Origin of the sequence: Pseudomonas sp. 30_B, assembly GCF_017491605.1 — a bacterium.
GTDB lineage: Bacteria > Pseudomonadota > Gammaproteobacteria > Pseudomonadales > Pseudomonadaceae > Pseudomonas.
This window is the reverse complement of sequence record NZ_JAFGYY010000028.1, coordinates 1-18,235: the sequence shown is the minus strand read 5'-3', so window position 1 is coordinate 18,235 and position 18,235 is coordinate 1. Positions and strand designations below refer to the sequence as shown.

The window sequence follows — 18,235 nt, the reverse complement described above, 5'->3', positions numbered from 1 at the left end:
CCAGCCTCCGGGGAGTATCCTCGCAGGCTTCCGGTCCTTGAGGTTTCCACCATGCGTACCCTGCTTCTGCTCACCGCCCTCGTCGCCGGCGCCGCCCAGGCCGCCGAGCCGCTGACCATCGACGTCCACCGCGATGCCAACTGCAGCTGCTGCAAGGACTGGATCAAGCACCTGGAGAAGAACGGCTTCACCGTCAACGACCATGTCGAGGCGGACATGAGTGCAGTGAAGACCAAGCTCGGCGTGCCTTACAACATGGGCTCGTGCCACACCGGGGTGATCGACGGAAAGTTCGTCGAGGGCCACGTGCCAGCCGCCGACGTGCTGAAACTGCGCGAGCGCGCGGACCTGGTCGGCGCCGCCGCGCCGGGCATGCCGGTCGGCTCGCCGGGCATGGAAATGGGCGACCGCCATGACGCCTACCAGGTCGTGGGCCTGAGCAAAACCGGCCAGCGTGAAGTGCTGGCGGACTATCCCGCGCACTGAGGCTCACCCGGGCCAAGGACTCACAAACGAAAGGGGCGGCCAACTGGCCGCCCCTTTTGCATCACTCCGCCTTCGCCGGCAACAGGCCGTCGGCGCGGAACATCGCCTTGATGCCCCGCACAGCCTGGCGCAGGCGGTCGCGGTTCTCGATCAGGGCGAAGCGCACGTGGTCATCGCCATAGTCGCCGAAGCCGATGCCGGGCGACACCGAGACCTTGGCGTCCTTGAGCAGCTTCTTGGCGAATTCCAGCGAGCCCAGGTGCGCGTAGTGTTCGGGAATCTTCGCCCAGATGTACATGGAAGCCTTGGGGTTCTCCACCATCCAGCCGGCCTCGTGCAGGCCCTTCACCAGCACGTCGCGGCGCTTCTGGTACTGCTCGGCGATGTCGCGCACGCACTGCTGGTCGCCTTCCAGCGCGGCGATGGCCGCTACCTGCAGCGGGGTGAAGGTGCCGTAGTCGTGGTAGCTCTTGATCCGCGCCAGGGCCGAGACCAGCTCCGGGTTGCCGACCATGAAGCCGATGCGCCAGCCGGCCATGTTGTAGCTCTTGGACAAGGTGAAGAACTCCACCGCGATGTCCTTGGCGCCGGGCACCTGCATGATCGAAGGGGCCTTCCAGCCGTCGAAGGTGATGTCCGCGTACGCCAGGTCGTGCACCACCAGCACGTCGTAGCGCTTGGCGAGGTCGACCACGCGCTCGAAGAAGTCCAGCTCCACGCACTGCGCCGTGGGGTTGGAGGGGAAGCCGAGGATCATCATCTTCGGCTTGGGAATCGACTCGCGGATCGCCCGCTCCAGCTCGTTGAAGAAGTCGATTCCCGGCACCAGGGGCACCGAGCGCACCTGGGCGCCGGCGATCACCGCGCCGTAGATGTGGATCGGGTAACTGGGGTTGGGCACCAGAATCGTGTCGCCATGATCCAGGGTTGCCAGCATCAGGTGCGCCAGACCTTCCTTGGAGCCGATGGTGACGATGGCTTCGGATTCCGGGTCGATCTGCACGTCATAGCGGTCGCGGTACCAGTGCGAGATGGCGCGGCGCAGGCGCGGAATGCCACGGGACGTGGAATAGCCGTGGGTGTCTTCGCGCTGGGCGACCTGGCAGAGCTTCTCGACGATATGCGGCGGCGTGGCCCCGTCTGGGTTGCCCATGGACAGGTCGATGATGTCCTCGCCTCGGCGGCGGGCGGCCATCTTCAGTTCGGCGGTGATGTTGAAAACGTAGGGGGGCAGGCGATCGATGCGCGCAAAGCGACGAGCTGAACGGGGTTCAGTCATGGTGTCCTCGGGTTAACGTAGGCGCCCGGAACCGTCCGAGCGACGCCGGCCACTGCGGTGGCCTGGAAAGCGAGGCATTGTGACCAGCGCTTTCTTGTCGGCGAACATATAGCTCGCTAGGCTGGCTGTCGAGTTTTTCTTTGCGCCGCTCAAGGGCGGCATTTGGAGGCCCATGTCCACGCAACAGTATTGGCAGCTCGACGTCTTCGCCGACCAACCGCTCACCGGCAATGGCCTGGCGGTATTCCCCGATGCCCGGGGCATCCCCACCCAGACCCTGCAGGCGCTGACCCAGGAGCTGCGCCAGTTCGAGTCGATCTTCCTGTTCCCGTCCGCCTCGCTGGACACCTACTCCGCGCGCATCTTCACCGTCGACGAGGAACTGCCCTTCGCCGGCCACCCGGTGCTGGGCGCCGCCGCGCTGCTGCATCACCTGCACCAGCGCGGCGAGGAAGAACTCTGGACGCTGGAGCTGCCGGCCAAGGCGGTGAAGGTCGCCACCCGCCGTCGTGGCGTGGGCTTCCACGCCGAGATGAACCAGGGCGCCGCCGACTTCGGCACGGTGCTGGACGACGACGCGCGCCGCTGGTTCGCCGAGGCCTTCTCGCTGACCGCCGCCGACCTCGCCGACTACCCCGCCGCCGTGGTCAGCACCGGCCTGCCCTACCTGCTGCTGCCGGTACGCGGCGAAGCCCTGGGCCGCGTGCGCCAGCGCACGGACCTCACGGCCGAGCTGGCAAAACTCAACGCTGCCTTCGTGTTCGTGCTGGACGTGGATAATCGCGAGGGCCGCACCTGGGACGGCGCTGGAATCATCGAGGACGTCGCCACCGGTAGCGCCGCCGGCCCCGTCGCCGCCTACCTGGTGGAGCTGGGCAAGGCGCGCCGCGGCGAGCCGTTCCACCTGGCCCAGGGCCGCTTCGTCGGCCGCCCCAGCCGGCTCGACGTGCAGGTCGGCCAGGACGACGAGGTCCGCGTCGGCGGTGACGTCCAGTTGCTCGCCCGCGCCGAGCTGCTGCACCGCTTCGCTTGACCGCAACCCTGTAAAAATCAGGTTCTGACTACAGCTCCCCGAGAAATATCCGCCATCGTTATTCCGATCAACTCCGGATAATTGCAAGCCTCAAAAGGAGCACCGCACAGGACTCCTGCCCCGCAGACATCCAGGAAACGATCATGTTGAATCTATCCAATTGCCGTCGAGTCGCTGTCGTTGGCGGCGGAAGCGCCGGCTGGTTCGCCGCCCTTGAACTCAGAAAGCTATTTCTCGACAAAGTCGAGATCGTACTGGTCGAGTCCGAGACATTAGGAATCATCGGCGCAGGCGAAGGCAGCCTGCCCAACTTCAATCGCGCGCTTGACCGCTACCAAATCGATCGCGCCGAATTCATGCGTGAAACACGCTCGACCTACAAACTGGGGCTCTCCCTGGAAGGCTGGCGAACCGGTGCAAAGGACGATGTTTTCCTCCATCCTTTCGCATTCCTCAGTCAAGGCGTGGACCTGAACTCTTGGATCGAACCCAACGGCAGTTATCCGCTGGCATCCATCCTGATCAACCAGAATCTGCCGCTGGATCATTTCCCGGATGTCTGGCGCCTGTACCGTGAAGGTGCCAGTCAGGAGCAAGCGGAAGCCTATCTGCAGGAGCAACTGAAGCAGTACTCGGTCCCGCCGATGGCCTTCCACTTCGATGCGAGAAAACTGGCCGCCTACCTACGTGAGGTTGCCGTGAAGCGCGGCGTGAAGCGCATCAACGCACAGGTCAACTCCGTACGCTTGAACGAGCGCCGGCACGTCACCGACCTGATCCTGGCAGACGGAGAAATCGCCGTCGACTTCGTAATCGATGCCTCCGGCCTGCGGCGTCTGATCATCGAAAAGGCCCTGAATGCCCCCTGGCGGTCCTACTCCGAACATCTGTTGCTGAATGAGGCGCTGCCATTCTTCATTCCCGCGCAGACCGCCAACCCCTCACTGGTCACCCGCGCGATCGCCATGAAAAATGGCTGGATGTGGAGCATCCCCACTCAGGAAAGACTCGGTGTCGGCTATGTCTACAGCAACCAGCACACCGACAGGGAGGGTGCTCTGCTCGAGGCCCAAAAGTACTGGGGCATGGAGATCGAGCCGGTCAACCACTTCAGCTTCTCGCCTGGCCATTTCGAAAAAGTCTGGATCGGCAACGTCATGGCGGTCGGCTTATCTTCCGGCTTCGTGGAGCCACTGGAAGCCACCTCGATCGGGCAGACACTGGTCCAGCTCGCCCGCTTCAATCAGTTGGTCAGTTGCAGCGACGGCATTATTCCGCAGCAGTTGGTGGATGAATTCAACCGTGACATCACCCGGCACTGGGACGGTATCCGCGACTTCCTCTTCCTCCACTACGATACGCCCCGCCAGGACACCGCGTTCTGGAGAGCGGCAAGCAGCGCGCCGGCACCAGCCAGCTACGCCGAACTCAAGCGGACCTTCAAGCTTCGCCCGCCGCGGGAAATGGATCTCGAACCCTACAGAGGCGGCACTTTCAGCCTGTTCGGGCCGACCAGTTGGATGTCCGTGGCGGCCCCTCTGGGAGTTCTGACCCGCGAAGCCACCGCGGCGGACCTGGTGCCGCTGTCGACGGAGAAGCGGCAGCAGATCGGCGAGTTCCTCATCCAGGTGGACCGGCGCATGACCGCCGAAGGCTATACGGCCACCGCTGAACAGGCTCAGGCCCCTCAGCCTTGAGCCAAGGCTAGCCATGCAGCGCCTGTCCGAAGCAAATCCCCGCAACGGGCAGACGGCATAACTTGCCATTCATGCGACATCGCCGGGCCGGTCGGCGATGCCATTCTGGGTCGGTGATATGTCTCATACTCCGTTTCTGCTGCAGCTTCTGGTGATTCTGGCGGTCTCTCGTATTTTCGGCTTGGCGCTACGCGCCGTGGGCCAACCCACCGTGATAGGTGAGATGGCCGCGGGCATCGTACTGGGGCCCATAGTGCTGGGTGCACTGTTTCCGCAATTCCACGCACTGTTGTTCGAACCACAGTCCTTGCCGGCGCTGTCAGCGCTGTCGCAATTGGGCCTGGTCCTGTTCATGTTCGTGGTCGGCGCGGAACTACGCGCGCCGGACGGCGTTCGCGCACAACTGCGCTCTGCCGGCATAGTGGCCATGCTGAGCGTGGCAGCGCCGATGGTCCTGGGGCTGGCTGCCTCCCTCGCCCTGCACCCCGGCCTGGCACCGGCGAGCGTGAGCTTCTGGTCCTTTGCGTTATTCATGGCCGCCGCCCTGTCGATCACCGCCTTTCCAGTCCTGGCCCGCATCCTGAAAGAGCGCGGCATGACACAGAGCACACTGGGACGGCTGTCGATGGCCTCGGCCGCCATCGCCGACGTGGTCGCCTGGATTCTGCTCGCGGTGGTGGTTACGCTCACCAACCAGAGCGGTTCCGCCGCGATACTCAAGTCCACGCTGGGAATGCTGGCCCTGGTGGGCCTGACCTGGGGTCTGCTCAAGCCCGCCATTGCCCGCTTGCTGCACAACTGGACCGCCGGTGGCCCCACGGATTTGCTGGTGCTCTCAGCCTTGTCCGCCGGGGCCATTGGTTGCGCGGCCCTGAGCCAGTGGCTGGGTATCCATGCGGTGTTCGGTGCCTTCCTGTTCGGAGCCAGCCTGCCCAGGGACGACCGCCTCCTGAAAGTTCTGGTCGAGCGCTTCGAATATCCGGCGCTGATAGTGCTGATGCCGGTGTTCTTCGCCCTAGCAGGCCTGAGCACGACCGCCAAGGCCTTTACTGCCACGAACCTCGGAGCGTTGTCGCTGGTGATTGTGGTCGCCGCTGCCGGCAAGGTACTGGGCTCCGCCGCCGGCGCACGGGCCAGCGGACTGTGCTGGAGGGAGTGCTTCGCCGTGGGCTCGCTGATGAATGCCCGTGGCCTGATGGAGCTGATCGTAATGAAGGTCGGACTGGATGCGGGCCTGATCGGCCCTGAAATGTTCACCATACTGCTGATAATGGCTCTTCTCACCACGTCGATGACCGGGCCCCTGCTCAGCTTGCTGCTCGGTAACCCCAGTGCCACTCACCGGCGGACTACCACCTGACATCGTGACAGACCACCTGGGATAGCAATCTTCCCGTACTCTCCGCGTCCGCTCGCATGCGATTATCGGCCATGGCGTCCAGGCATCCATGCTGACCGACGCGCGCCGGATATTCCGCAGGGCAGAGTCCGGGCCGGGCTTCGCCTGACGACCGGGCTGGCGGCCAGCTCCACCCGCGACGACACTGAACCCACCTGTTCGATGGAGATGCCGCCATGCTCTGGCGCAAAGGACGACGCAGCGACAACGTAGTGGATGCCCGCGATGGCTCTGATGATGGAGCAGGCGGCATGGGCGGTGGCGGCGGCATGCGCCTCGGCGGGCGGGGCCTGAGCCTGGGCGGCGTGGCCATTGTGGTGGTGGTCGGGCTGCTGATGGGCCAGGACCCGATGCAGATCCTCGGCTCGCTGCTCGGCCAGATGGACGTCTCGCAACAGGCACCGAGCCGCCCGGTGCAGGGCAAGCCGGCCAACCCGAACGACCCGCAAGTAGAGTTCGTCCGCGCGATCCTGGGCGACACCGAGGACACCTGGGGCGAAATCTTCGCCCGCAGCAACGCGCAGTACGAGCAGCCCAAGCTGATTCTGTTCAACGGCGGGGTGAATTCGGCGTGCGGCTTCGCCTCCTCGGCGGTCGGGCCCTTCTATTGCCCGGGCGATCACCGCGTGTATCTCGACCTCGGGTTCTTCCGCGAGATGGAGCAGAAGTTCTCCGCCGCCGGCGACTTCGCCCAGGCCTACGTGATCGCCCACGAAGTCGGCCACCACGTACAGAACCTGCTGGGCATTTCCGCCAAGATCAACGCCGCCCGTCAGCGCGGCGCGCGCATGGAGGGCGCCGATGGCCTGTCGGTACGCCAGGAACTGCAGGCCGACTGCTTCGCCGGGGTCTGGGCCAACCACGCCCAGCAGCGCCTGAACTGGCTGGAACCGGGCGACGTGGAGGAAGCACTGAACGCCGCCAACGCCATCGGCGACGACCACCTTCAGCGCCAGGCGCGCGGCAGCGTGATGCCCGACTCCTTCACCCACGGCACCTCGGCGCAGCGTGTCCGCTGGTTCAAGCTGGGCTTCGAAAGCGGCTCGCCGGGCAAGTGCGATACGTTCAAGGCGCAGGCGCTGTAACGCGCCACCCCGAATCACCTTGTAGGAGCGAGCTTGCTCGCGAACAGAGTCCCGGGCACGTCGGTGTTGGGCGGTTCGCGAGCAAGCTCGCTCCTACAGAGACGCCCGCCCCGGCCCAGCTCGGAATACCCGGAACGGCGCATAACATCCAGCGCGCCCCTACGACAGCCCCTCACCCCGGCCCTCTCCCACAGGGAGAGGGCCGGGGTGAGGGGAAAGCATAGGCACGTATATCGCCGACAGAAGACGGTTTCGCCTACAGGCTACGACTCAGCGTGTGCAGGAAGTACTCCGGGTCCACTGGCTTGAGCATCACTTCCAGCACGTTCAGCCCCATCGCCTCGATCAGGTCGAGGGTGTCGGCCTGGCCGGAAAGGACAATGATCGGCAGGAAGGTGCCGATGACGTTGAGCTCGCGGATCAGTTCCAGCCCCGCGCCCTTGCGCTCCATCGGCAGGTCGGTGATCAGCAGGTCGATGTCCGACTCGTCCCGGCGAATCCGGCGCAGCCCTTCGGTCGCATTGTGGGCGACCAGGCAATGGAAGTCGGCCGATTCGATCAGCTCGCGCAACCCCGCCAATACCTCGGGATCATCTTCAACCAGCAGCGCCACGGGCCGGCGCGGAGTCGGTGCGGTGACTTCCCGCAGTGCTTCCAGCTCTTCTTCGTCGAGAATGTCCTGGGGGCCCGTAACCATAGCCGCAATACCACCCATAGAGGCCTATCCGACCAGTATAGAAGCATCTTGCTATCACCCAGTTCGATCCAGAAGGGCGAATAAAAAAGGGCCGCCCGAAGGCGGCCCTGGAAAGACGCCGGCATGGCCGGCGCGTGGGAATCAGCTCGCCTTGGCCAGACCGGCCGCGCCCAGGCGCTCGGCGATCTCGCCGAGGATGCTCGGGTCGTCGATGGTGGATGGCGGCGCGTACTCCTCGCCATCGGCGATCTTGCGCAGCACAGCGCGGAGGATCTTGCCGGAACGGGTCTTGGGCAGACGCTTGACCACCACCGCGCGCTGGAAGCAGGCCAGTGCGCCGATACGCTCGCGCACCAGCGCCACCAGCTCGCGCTGCAGGGCGTCTTCGGCGATCTTCGCGTCGTCCTTGAGCACCACCAGGCCGAGCGGCACATGGCCCTTGAGGTTGTCCGCCACGGCCAGCACCGCGCACTCGGCCACTGCGTCGTGCAACGCCAGCAACTCCTCCATCTCGCCGGTGGAGAGGCGGTGGCCGGAGACGTTAATCACGTCGTCGGTGCGGCCCATGATGTAGACGAAGCCGTCCTCGTCCACATAGCCGCCGTCACCGGTGTGGTAGTAGCCGGGATAGGTCTTCAGGTAGGCCTGCAGGTAGCGCGGATGATCGTTCCACAGCGTCTGTGCACAGCCGGGCGGTAGCGGCAGGGCGATGACGATGGAGCCCTGCTCGTTCGGCCCCAGGACGCGGCCTTCGTCGTCCACCACCTGCACGTGATAGCCAGGCACTGCGCGGTTGGTGGAGCCGGCGCGCAGGTCATGCCCCTCAAGGCCGGTGCAGGGCGCGGTCACCGGCCAGCCGGTCTCGGTCTGCCACCAGTGGTCGTGCACCGGCTTGCCGGTGAGCTCCTCCAGCCAGTGCTGGGTGCTGCTGTCGAGCTTCTCGCCAGCGAGGAACAGGTGCCGCAGCGAGCTCAGGTCGTAGCGCTTGAGCAGTTCGCCATGGGGGTCTTCCTTGCGGATCGCACGGATCGCCGTGGGCGCGCAGAACAGGCTGTTGACCTTGTGCTCCTCGATCACCCGCCAGTAGCTGCCGGCGTCCGGTGTACGCACCGGCTTGCCCTCGTAGAACACCGTGGTGCAGCCGTTCATCAGCGGCCCGTAGACGATCAGCGAGTGGCCGACCACCCAGCCGACGTCGGAGACGCCCCACCACACATCCCCCGGCTGCAGGCCGAAGATGGTCGGCAGCGCATAGTGCAGCGCCACCGCGTGACCACCGTTGTCGCGCACGATGCCCTTGGGTTTCCCGGTGGTGCCGGAGGTGTACATGATGTACAGCGGGTCGCCGCTGGCCAGCTCCACCGGGTCCGCCGGCTGGGCGTGGGCCAGGGTTTCGCGCCAGTCCAGGTCGCGCCCGGCATACAGCTCGGCCATCGCCTGCGGACGCTGCAATACCAGCACATGGGCCGGCTGGTGCAGCGCCAGCTCCAGGGCCTTGTCCACCAGCGGCTTGTATTCGATGACCCGGTCGAACTCCAGCCCGCAGGACGCGGTGAGCACCAGCTTGGGCTTGGCGTCGTCGATGCGCAGCGCCAGCTCATAGGGGGCGAAGCCGCCGAACACCACCGAGTGCACGGCGCCGATGCGCGCGCAGGCGAGCATCGCCATCGCGGCCTGCGGCACCATCGGCATATAGATGATCACCCCGTCGCCCCGCTCCACGCCCAGCGCGCGCAGGGCACCGGCCAGGCGGGCGACTTCGTCGCGCAGTTCCAGGTAGGTGAAACGCTGCTGGGTGTTGGTGACGGGGGAGTCGTAGATCAGCGCGGTCTGCTCGCCGCGACCGAGTTCGATCTGGCGGTCGAGCGCGAGGTAGCTGGAGTTCAGGCGGCCATCGGCGAACCAGCGGTGACTGCCGTCGGGCAGGGATTGCAGGATGTCCTGCGGGGCGCGGTACCAGGCCACGCGGCGGGCCTGCTCGGCCCAGAATTCGGACGGCTCCGCGATGGAGCGGTCATGGCACTGCCGGTAGTTCATCATCTGAGCCTCTTATTTGTTGTTATCGAGGTCGAACAACGAGTATGGCCGGGGTTCGCTCCCCCACCATCAACCTTTGGTCGTATGCCGGCGCCTCTCAGGCAGCAGCCGGCTTTTATTGCGGGAGAGACGGCAGAACACTCCACACCCGAGCAAAGCTATCACCGGCACACAGCGCCGATGATCGACTAAATTGTGCTCTTGCTGGATTAAATTGCTGAGCGAGCTACCCGTATGTCGAGAACCTCGGATTGGCCCCTTCCCGCCGACAGCCTGCGCCTGGTGCTGCCGCCGGCGCTGCTGCACAAGCTCGCCACGCACCCGCTCAGCCATGACCTGTACCCCAGCTCCCTGGGCCACTACCGCCGCGCCCGCGACCACCAGATGAGCCGCGAGCAGCATGACGATCACCTGCTGATCTACTGCAGCGAAGGCCAGGGCGAGCTCGACGCCCGGGGGCAGGCTCATGCGGTCGGCTGTGGCGACCTGATCTGGCTGCCGCCCGGCATGGCCCACGCCTACCATGCCGATACGGCCAATCCCTGGACTATCCACTGGGTGCACCTGCGCGGCGACGGCGCCGACTGGCTGCGCCACGCGGCCGGCTACGGGGACTCTCCCGTGCGCCACTGGGGCCTGCAGCACGCCCTGGTCAGCGGCTTCGCCCAACTGCTGGAAGCACGCCGGAGCGGCTACCGATTCCAGCCCTTCCTCCTCGCCGCCAGCCGCCTGCGCGCCCTGCTCTGCCAGCTGCCGCTGCTGCACCCCGTACGCGATGCCGGGCTCGACCTGGACGGCCTGCACGCCTACATGCGCGACAACCTGCACCAGCGCCTGGAGCTGCCGCAGCTGGCAGCCTTCTGCAACCTCTCCAAGTTCCACTTCGTCAACCGCTACCGGGCGCTCACCGGACGCACGCCGATCCAGCACTTCCTGCACCTGAAGATCGAGTACGCCTGCCAACTGCTGGACAGCAGCGCCTGCGGCATTGCACAGGTCAGCCAGGCCGTGGGGTATGACGACAGCTATTACTTTTCAAGACTTTTCAGCAAGGTCATGGGGCTCTCGCCCAGTGCCTATCGCCGGCGCCTGAGCCAGGGCCACGGCGGCGCGTGAAGGGGGGAGCGGCCGGCTGTCGGCGACCTTGTGTCGCATCTTTTACCGATCGGTGACGGGTCTACACTGAGAATCCCTTCCAAGACCGTTCAGGGGTGCCCATCATGCACATCCTCGTTCGCCCGTCGTCCGCCAACAAGAATCAGCCTTGGGAAGTCTGCCTGGATCAGCAGGCCGTCGGCTTCCGCAGCGAGCGGGAAGCTCGCTCCTTCGTCGAGACCCTGGAAGCCCGGTTGCGGGCACCGCACCACTTGCCCGAGATGCGCCAACGCGCCGCGGGCTGACGCCACTCAGGCGGCGCGACTGCTGATCTGTCCGCTGGACCAGCCCAGCAGCGCGGCAGCCAGACCGCAGGCGGTGATCACCAGCGCCATCGGCAGGGCCGAACCGTCGTGCAGCGCGCCGACCAATGCCGAAGCGCCCGCCGCCACGGTGAACTGCAGACTCCCCATCAGGGCCGACGCGCTTCCGGCGTGGCGACCCTGGCTGGCCATGGCACAGGCCCCGGTGTTGGGCAGCAGGAAGCCCAGGCAGGCAATGGCGCCGAACAACGGGATCAGCAGCGGCCACAACTGCGCCGGCTTGGCCAGGGTGACCGCCAGCAGTGTGGCGCCGCAGGCGAAATACACCCATACCGCCCTGCGCAGCCAGAAACCCGGCCCGCGATAGCGCAGCAGCCGCGCATTCACCTGCGCCGTCAGAATGAAACCCGCCGCGTTACTGCCGAAGATCCAGCCGTAATGTTCCGCCGGCACGCCATAGAGCTGGATGAACACGAAGGGTGAGCCGGCGATGTAGGAGAACATCCCGGCGACGGCAAAGCCGCCGGTCATTGCATAGGTCAGGAAGGAGCGGTCGGCGAACAGCGCCAGGTACTGCCGCCCGGCCCCCCGCAAGGGCGCGCGCGGACCGGCCGGAATGGTTTCCGGCAGCCACAGCGCGATGGCCGCGCCGGCCAGGGCGCTGAACAGCATCAGGCTATAGAAGATCGACTGCCAGCCGGAGAGCTTCAGCAGCAGCCCGCCGCCCAGCGGCGCGAGGATCGGCGCCAACCCCATCACCAGCATCAGTTGCGAGAAGGCCTTGGCGGCGGCAATCGGGTCGCACAGGTCGCGCACCACCGCCCGCGAAATCACCATGCCTGCGCAGCCTCCCAGCGCCTGGATGAAGCGCGCCGCGATCAGCCATTCCAGGTCCGGCGCGAAGGCGCAGGCCAGCGACGCCAGGGTAAAGATGCCCACCCCCACCAGCAGCGGGATGCGCCGCCCGATGCGATCGGCCAACGGGCCATAGAGCAGCTGGCCAATGGCGAGGCCCGCGAAATACGCCGACAGGCTCAGCTGGATGTGCTCGACGTCGGTGTCGAAGGCATGCGCCAGCGCCGGGAAGCTGGGCAAATAGAAGTCGATGGCCATCGGCCCGAAGGCACTCAGGGCGCCAAGGATCAGCAGGATTCGGAGATTCATGAGGTCACCTGGACACACACCGGCGGTGGCGGCTCAGGCGCCAGGGCGGACGGCGTGTAAGGTTCTGCCGCGAAAGCGCTGCGCGACGAAGCCTTGCATTGTGACAAGGGCCGGGAAATTAGCAAGCTCACTAATCAATTCCCGAAAAGGTGGTAGGACGGACCGGCAGGCTGCCGGTCCGTCCTGGCTTCAGGCCTTGTGAGCCTCGCCCTCTACGGGCTTGTCCTTCTTCTTGCGGCTGGAAAGCTTGTCGGAGAACGACTCCACCAGCATGTAGAACATCGGGATGAGGAAGGTCGCCAGCAGGGTCGCGGCGAGCATGCCGCCGATCACCCCGGTGCCGATCGAGTGACGGCTGGCCGAGCCTGCGCCGGTACTGATCGCCAACGGTACGCAACCCAGGATGAAGGCCAGCGAGGTCATCACGATCGGGCGGAAGCGCAGCTTGGCCGCTTCCAGCGCCGCTTCGACCGGCCCCATGCCCTGCTCTTCACGGCAGAGCACGGCGAACTCGATGATCAGAATGGCGTTCTTCGCCGCCAGGCCGATCAGCGTCACCAGGCCCACCTGGAAGTACACGTCGTTGTCGATGCCGCGCAGCCAGATGGCGAGGATGGCGCCGAATACCGCGAAGGGCACCGCCGTGACCACCGCCAGCGGCAGCGACCAGCGCTCGTACTGCGCCGCCAGGATGAGGAACACCAGGATCAGGCCGAAGATGAACGCCTGGCCACCCGAACCCTGGGCCTCCAGTTCCTGATAGGCCGAGCCGATCCAGGTCAGCATGTAGTCCTGGCCGAGGGTCTGGTCCGCCACCTCCTGCATAGCCGCCAGCGCCTGGCCGGAGCTGTAGCCCGGTGCCGGGCCGCCGAGCAGCTTGGCCGCGGGGAACACGTTGAAGCGCGAGAAGGTATCCGGAGCCAGGATGCGCTTGACCTGTACCAGCGTCGCCAGCGGGATCAGGTCGCCGGTGACGGAGCGCACGTAGACCTGTTTGAGATCCTCCGGCTTGCGACGGAAATCCGACTCGGACTGCAGGTTCACCTTCCAGGTACGGCCGAACAGGCTGAAGTCGTTGACGTAGTAGGCGCCGAAGGTCGACTGCATGGCGGTGAACACATCGTCGATGGCCACGCCGAAGGCACGTGCCTTGGTGCGATCCAGGTCGATGTAGTACTGCGGCACGTCGGCGTTGAAGGTGGTGGTCACGCCGGCCAGTTCGGGACGCTTGGCCGCCGCGGCCATGAACTTCTGCACGGTTGCCTGAAGCTGCTCCGGGGTGCCGCCGCTGCGGTCCTGGATGTAGGCCTCGAAGCCGCCGGTGGTGGACATGCCGGTGATCGGCGGCGGGTTGAACGACAGGGTCACACCGTCCTGCTCACGCGCGCCCATGCCCATGAAGGTGCGCGTCAGGTTGCGCGCATCCAGCGACGGTTCCTGGCGCTCCTTCCAGTCCTTCAGGGTCACGAAGGACACACCCGCGCTGGTGACGTTGGTGTTGGTCAGGATGTTCAGGCCGGAGAAGGTCACCACGTCCTTGACCGCCGGATGCTTCTGCAGCTGCTCGGAGACCGCACTGGTCAGTTCCTCGGTGCGCTTGAGCGAAGAGGCCGGCGGCAGGATGTAGGCATTGAGCACATAGCCCTGGTCCTCGTCAGGCACCAGCGAGCCGGGTACCCGCTCGAACAGCACCACCATCAGCGCGATCATCCCGCCGACCAGCAGCAGGCCGATGGACGCGCGCTTGAGGAAGAACTGCACGCCCGCGCCATAGCCTTCGGTGGCCTTGTCGAACATGCGGTTGAACCAGCGGAACGGCGCCGCGGGCTCCTTGTGCTCGGGCTTGAGGATCAGTGCGCAGAGTGCGGGTGACAAGGTCAGCGCGACGATGCCGGAGATCACCACGGACACCGCAATGGTGATCGCGAACTGCTGGTACATCTGCCCGGCGAGGCCGCCGAGGAAGCCAACCGGCACGAACACCGCGCAGAGCACCAGGACGATGGCGACGATCGGACCCGTCACCTCCTCCATGGCCTTGATCGCGGCCTCCCGTGGGCCGAGCTTCTCCGTTCGCATCACCCGTTCGACGTTCTCCAGCACCACGATGGCGTCGTCCACCACGATGCCAATCGCCAGCACCAGGCCGAACAGGGTCAACAGGTTGATGGAGAAGCCCAGCAGGTACATGCCGGCGAAGGTGCCGACCAGCGACACCGGGATCGCCAGTACCGGGATCAGGGTGGCGCGAATGTTCTGCAGGAACAGGTAGACCACCAGCATCACCAGCACCAGGGCCTCGAAGAAGGTGTGCACCACCTCCTCGATGGACACCTTCACGAACACCGTGGTGTCGTAGGGGATGGTGTAGACGATGCCCTGCGGGAAGCGTTTGGACAGCCGGTCCATGGTGCTGCGCACGGCCTCGGCGGTGTCCAGGGCGTTGGCGCCGGGTTGCAGGTACACACCGAAGGCCGCGTTCTGCTGGCCGTTCAGCGTGGTCATCATCGAGTAGTCCTGTGCCCCCAGTTCGACCCGGGCGACATCCTTGAGCAGCAGGCTGGCGCCGGTGCTGTCGGTGCGCAGGATGATGCTTTCGAACTGCTTCGGATCGGAGAATCGACCCTGGGTGCTCACCGTGTAGGTGAAGTCCTGCGGGGTGTGCAGAGGTTCCTTGCCGAAGTTGCCGGCGGCGAACTGCGAGTTCTGCTCCTGGATGGCGTTGACCACGTCGGTCGGCGTCAGGTTGTACTGCGCCAGCTTGTCCGGGCGCAGCCAGATGCGCATGGAGTAATCCTTGGCACCGAACTGGGTGACGTCGCCCACGCCGGGCAGGCGCTTGAGCTCGTCGATCACGTTGATCAGCGCGTAGTTACTGATCTGTACCGGGTCGACCGAGTTGTCCGGCGAATACAGGATCACCAGCTGCAGGATGTCCGAAGACTTCTTCTGCACCTTCACGCCCTGCCGGCGCACTTCCTGCGGCAGCTTGGCCAGCGCGGCCTGCACCTTGTTGTTGACGTTGATGGTCGCCTGGTCGGGATCGGTGCCGACCTGGAAGTACACGGTGAGGGTCATGGCACCGCTGCTGTCGGAGGTGGACAGCTGGTAGATCATGCCTTCGACGCCGTTGATTTCCTGTTCCAGCGGGGCGGCGACGGTTTCCGCGATCACCTGGGAACTGGCGCCCGGATAGTTGGTGGTCACCGACACCTGCGGCGGCAGGATCTCCGGGTACTGGGCAATCGGCAAGGCATGCATGGCCGCCATCCCGCCCAGCAGGAAGATGATGGAGATGACCATGGCGAAGATCGGACGATCGATGAAGAAGCGCGAAATCACGATGGGCGCTCCTTAGGACTGGGTCTGGGCGGTATTGGCCGCAGGCTGCTGCGCGCCACCTTCTACCGGCTTGACCGGCTGATCGGGACGAACCTTGATCAGGCCGTCCACGATGACCTTGTCGCCGGCATCCACCCCGGCCTCGATGACCCAGCGGCCGTTCACCGTCTGCGACGTGGTGACTTGGCGCACGCGGGCGATACCGTCCTTGTCCACGACGTAGACGAAGGTGCCGCGCGGGCCCTGGGCCAACGCGCGCTCAGGCAGCGTGACGGCGTTCTTGCGGGTGATGCCCTTGACCAGCACACGGACGAACTGGCCGGGAATCAGCTGGTTTTTCGGGTTGGGCACCACGGCGCGGGCATTCACCGTGCCGGTGCCGGTGTTGACGAAGCTGTCGGTGAAGTCGACCACGCCGTCGATGCCGTACTGACTGCCGTCACCGAAGTGCAGCTCGGCGCTCAGCTTGCCGTCCGCCGGCAGGCTCAGCCGGCCGCTCTGCACGCCATCGCGCAGGCGCGCGGCCTCGGTATCGGGGTAGGCGAAGTTGACGTATACCGGGTCGAGCTGGGTGAGCTTGGTGAGCAGGCTGGAGCCCGGATCGGCGGCGGCCACCAGGCTGCCTTCGGAACGCACTTCCTTACTCGCCATGCCGGAGATCGGCGCGGTCACGGTGGTGTAGTTGAGGTCGATCTGCTTGGCCTGCACGTTGGCGCGGGCGGCTTCGACGTCGGCCTTGGCCTGTTCGAAGTTGGAGATGTAGCGGTCCAGTTCGCTTTCGCTGGCGAAGCCCTTCTTCTGCAGTTCACGGATACGGCGCAGATCGCGGTCGGTCTGGCGGTAGCGCGCCTGGGCCTGTGCCAGCGCGCCCTGGGCCTGGCCCAGCGCGGCCTGGTAAGGACGCGGATCGATGCGGAACAGCACCTGTCCTTCCTTCACCGGGCGGCCTTCTTCATAGGTGCGGCGTTGCAGGATGCCGCTGACCTGGGCGCGAACCTCGACCTCCCGGTAGCCGGCGGTGCGGGCGGCGTACTCCAGGGTCACGGGTACGACGGTGGCCTTGGCGACTTCAACCGTCACCGGCGGCGGAGGGGGTGCAGCGACAGCAGGTTTGTCCTCAGCCTGAAGCGCCGTAGCGAATAAGGCAGGTAAGCCGAATACAGCAATTGCAAAGGGCAAACGGCGGACGAACTGCATGTAACCTCTCCATGGAAAGTCAGAAAAAGCGGGACGGTAGGAATATTGACTGAGAGGAGTTCACTTGCGCCAGTGCCGGATACGGACTGTTCGTACTTTAAAATCAGTAAACTGCCAACTAAGTAGTGATCCTAGCCTGTATACCAGTAAGCGCCATGAGAAGAACTAAAGAAGATTCGGAAAAGACCCGGCAGACAATTCTCGACTCCGCCGAGCAGCTTTTTCTGGCCAAGGGCGTCTCCAATACGAGCCTGGAAGAGATCGCCAGAAGTGCCGGCGTAACCCGTGGCGCGGTGTATTGGCACTTCCAGAACAAGGCTCATCTATTCAATGACCTGCTCAACCAGGTACGCCTGCCTCCCGAACAACTGGCGCAGCGTCTCTCCGGCTGCGACGGGCACGACCCGATCCAGTCGCTGTTCGAATTGAGCGTGGAAGTCATCGAGAACCTGGCGCGTCACCCGCAACGCCGGCGCATTCTCACCATCCTGTTGCAGCGCTGCGAGTTCACTGACGAACTGCGCGACGCGGAAGAACGCCACAACCATTTCGTCCGTCAGTTCATCGAACTCTGCGAGCAACTGTTCACCCGCGAGAGCTGCCGCAGCCGGCTGATGCCGGGGGTGACGCCGCAGATCGCGTCGCGCGCGGTGCATGCGATGATTTTCGGCCTGCTCAGCGACTGGCTGCGCGACCCGGAGCTATTCGACGCGGAACGGGAAACCCGCTTCCTGTTCGATGCGCTGTTCAGGGGGCTGGTGCGCGACTGGAGCGCGCCTCAGGCCTGACGGATGGGCCGGCGCAATGCCGGCCCGGAAGGATGAAGAACTCAGAGCCCGTTTACGATCTCGCAAGCTGGAGCCGCAGTAGGCGCAGCAGATCGTCAACAGGCTCTCAGGCCGCTTCGGCCTCGTAGCCCTCCTCGCGGATCGCCGCGAGAATGGCCGAATCGTCCAGGCGGCTGGCGACGCGCACCTCACCCTGGCCCAGGTCGACCTGAACTTCCGCGGCAGCATCCAGCGCCTGTACCGCCTGGGTGATGGCCCGTACGCAGTGACCGCAGCTCATGCCTTTGACTTGGAAGGTATGCATGGGAAATCTCCTGTCGTGTGTTGATGAGTTGGATGCAGTCTCGACCTTCCCCTCGTGGCAAGGTCAAGCCCCTGTGCAATTTGCTCCCACACGCTTGTCCTGCGTCAGGCTCTCAGCCAAGCTGCCCGGATGATCCCCTCCCGGAGAACGCCCATGTGCCGTTCCCTTCTCCTGGCCTTCGCCCTCCTGCTCAGTGCCGTGACACAGGCCGACGGCATGCCCGATACCTCGGCTGCCCCGCAGCCCCCCGCGCAGCCGAGGTATCGGGCATGCCGTCGGCCTGTGTCACGGCACTGAGCAGGAGGGCGA

General features: G+C 65.2%; 15 protein-coding genes. 8 read left to right on the top strand and 7 right to left on the bottom strand.

Features of this window, described 5'->3' with window-relative positions:
* Positions 1-51 precede the first annotated feature (51 nt).
* Positions 52-486 carry a DUF411 domain-containing protein gene (locus tag J5M67_RS23475; RefSeq protein WP_207887805.1) on the top strand — a complete coding sequence of 145 codons (435 nt, stop codon included), beginning with the start codon at positions 52-54 and terminating at the stop codon, positions 484-486.
* A 61-nt stretch (positions 487-547) separates the two neighbouring features.
* On the opposite strand, the gene alaC is transcribed toward J5M67_RS23475, so the two are convergent.
* A complete protein-coding gene (alaC, locus tag J5M67_RS23470) occupies positions 548-1,765 on the bottom strand; it encodes an alanine transaminase (protein ID WP_207887802.1) in 1,218 nt (405 codons plus the stop codon).
* A gap of 172 nt (positions 1,766-1,937) precedes the next feature.
* Between alaC and J5M67_RS23465 the strand changes: the two genes are divergently transcribed.
* The 4 genes from J5M67_RS23465 to J5M67_RS23450 all read left to right on the top strand — a co-directional run bounded on the left by J5M67_RS23465 (position 1,938) and on the right by J5M67_RS23450 (position 6,979).
* Positions 1,938-2,798: a PhzF family phenazine biosynthesis protein gene (locus J5M67_RS23465; RefSeq protein WP_207887800.1), complete on the top strand. Its 861-nt coding sequence runs from the start codon at positions 1,938-1,940 to the stop codon at positions 2,796-2,798.
* Between the two features lie 143 nt (positions 2,799-2,941).
* Positions 2,942-4,495 carry a tryptophan halogenase family protein gene (locus J5M67_RS23460; protein WP_207887798.1) on the top strand — a complete coding sequence of 518 codons (1,554 nt, stop codon included), beginning with the start codon at positions 2,942-2,944 and terminating at the stop codon, positions 4,493-4,495.
* 118 nt (positions 4,496-4,613) lie between these two features.
* Positions 4,614-5,855, top strand: coding sequence for a cation:proton antiporter (locus J5M67_RS23455; RefSeq protein ID WP_207887797.1), 1,242 nt, complete (start codon positions 4,614-4,616; stop codon positions 5,853-5,855).
* Positions 5,856-6,070: 215 nt separating this feature from the next.
* Positions 6,071-6,979, top strand: a complete 909-nt coding sequence (locus tag J5M67_RS23450) for a neutral zinc metallopeptidase (protein WP_207887795.1) — start codon at positions 6,071-6,073, stop codon at positions 6,977-6,979.
* Between the two features lie 256 nt (positions 6,980-7,235).
* On the opposite strand, the gene J5M67_RS23445 is transcribed toward J5M67_RS23450, so the two are convergent.
* Positions 7,236-7,676 (bottom strand): response regulator, encoded by a 441-nt coding sequence (locus J5M67_RS23445; protein ID WP_207887793.1) that lies wholly within the window; start codon positions 7,674-7,676, stop codon positions 7,236-7,238.
* A 141-nt stretch (positions 7,677-7,817) separates the two neighbouring features.
* Positions 7,818-9,713, bottom strand: a complete 1,896-nt coding sequence (locus J5M67_RS23440; protein ID WP_207887881.1) for a propionyl-CoA synthetase — start codon at positions 9,711-9,713, stop codon at positions 7,818-7,820.
* A 234-nt stretch (positions 9,714-9,947) separates the two neighbouring features.
* On the opposite strand from J5M67_RS23440, the gene J5M67_RS23435 reads away from it, so the two are divergent.
* Complete coding sequence (locus tag J5M67_RS23435; protein ID WP_207887791.1) at positions 9,948-10,829, top strand: AraC family transcriptional regulator; 882 nt, start codon at positions 9,948-9,950, stop codon at positions 10,827-10,829.
* Between the two features lie 104 nt (positions 10,830-10,933).
* On the top strand, positions 10,934-11,113 hold the full coding sequence (locus J5M67_RS23430; protein ID WP_207887789.1) for a hypothetical protein: 180 nt from the start codon (positions 10,934-10,936) through the stop codon (positions 11,111-11,113).
* A gap of 6 nt (positions 11,114-11,119) precedes the next feature.
* Here J5M67_RS23430 and J5M67_RS23425 read toward each other — a convergent pair whose 3' ends face one another.
* The 3 genes from J5M67_RS23425 to J5M67_RS23415 form a co-directional block, all read right to left on the bottom strand.
* Positions 11,120-12,295: a multidrug effflux MFS transporter gene (locus tag J5M67_RS23425; protein ID WP_207887787.1), complete on the bottom strand. Its 1,176-nt coding sequence runs from the start codon at positions 12,293-12,295 to the stop codon at positions 11,120-11,122.
* Between the two features lie 189 nt (positions 12,296-12,484).
* The gene (locus J5M67_RS23420; protein WP_347881009.1) at positions 12,485-15,637 is read right to left on the bottom strand and encodes an efflux RND transporter permease subunit; all 3,153 of its coding nucleotides are present in this window, start codon (positions 15,635-15,637) and stop codon (positions 12,485-12,487) included.
* 12 nt (positions 15,638-15,649) lie between these two features.
* Positions 15,650-16,834 carry an efflux RND transporter periplasmic adaptor subunit gene (locus tag J5M67_RS23415; protein WP_207887785.1) on the bottom strand — a complete coding sequence of 395 codons (1,185 nt, stop codon included), beginning with the start codon at positions 16,832-16,834 and terminating at the stop codon, positions 15,650-15,652.
* Positions 16,835-16,989: 155 nt separating this feature from the next.
* On the opposite strand from J5M67_RS23415, the gene J5M67_RS23410 reads away from it, so the two are divergent.
* Positions 16,990-17,622: a TetR family transcriptional regulator gene (locus J5M67_RS23410; protein WP_207887783.1), complete on the top strand. Its 633-nt coding sequence runs from the start codon at positions 16,990-16,992 to the stop codon at positions 17,620-17,622.
* Between the two features lie 106 nt (positions 17,623-17,728).
* On the opposite strand, the gene J5M67_RS23405 is transcribed toward J5M67_RS23410, so the two are convergent.
* Entirely contained in the window at positions 17,729-17,926 is a 198-nt protein-coding gene (locus J5M67_RS23405; RefSeq protein WP_207887782.1) for a heavy-metal-associated domain-containing protein, read from the bottom strand.
* Between the last annotated feature and the right edge of the window lie 309 nt (positions 17,927-18,235).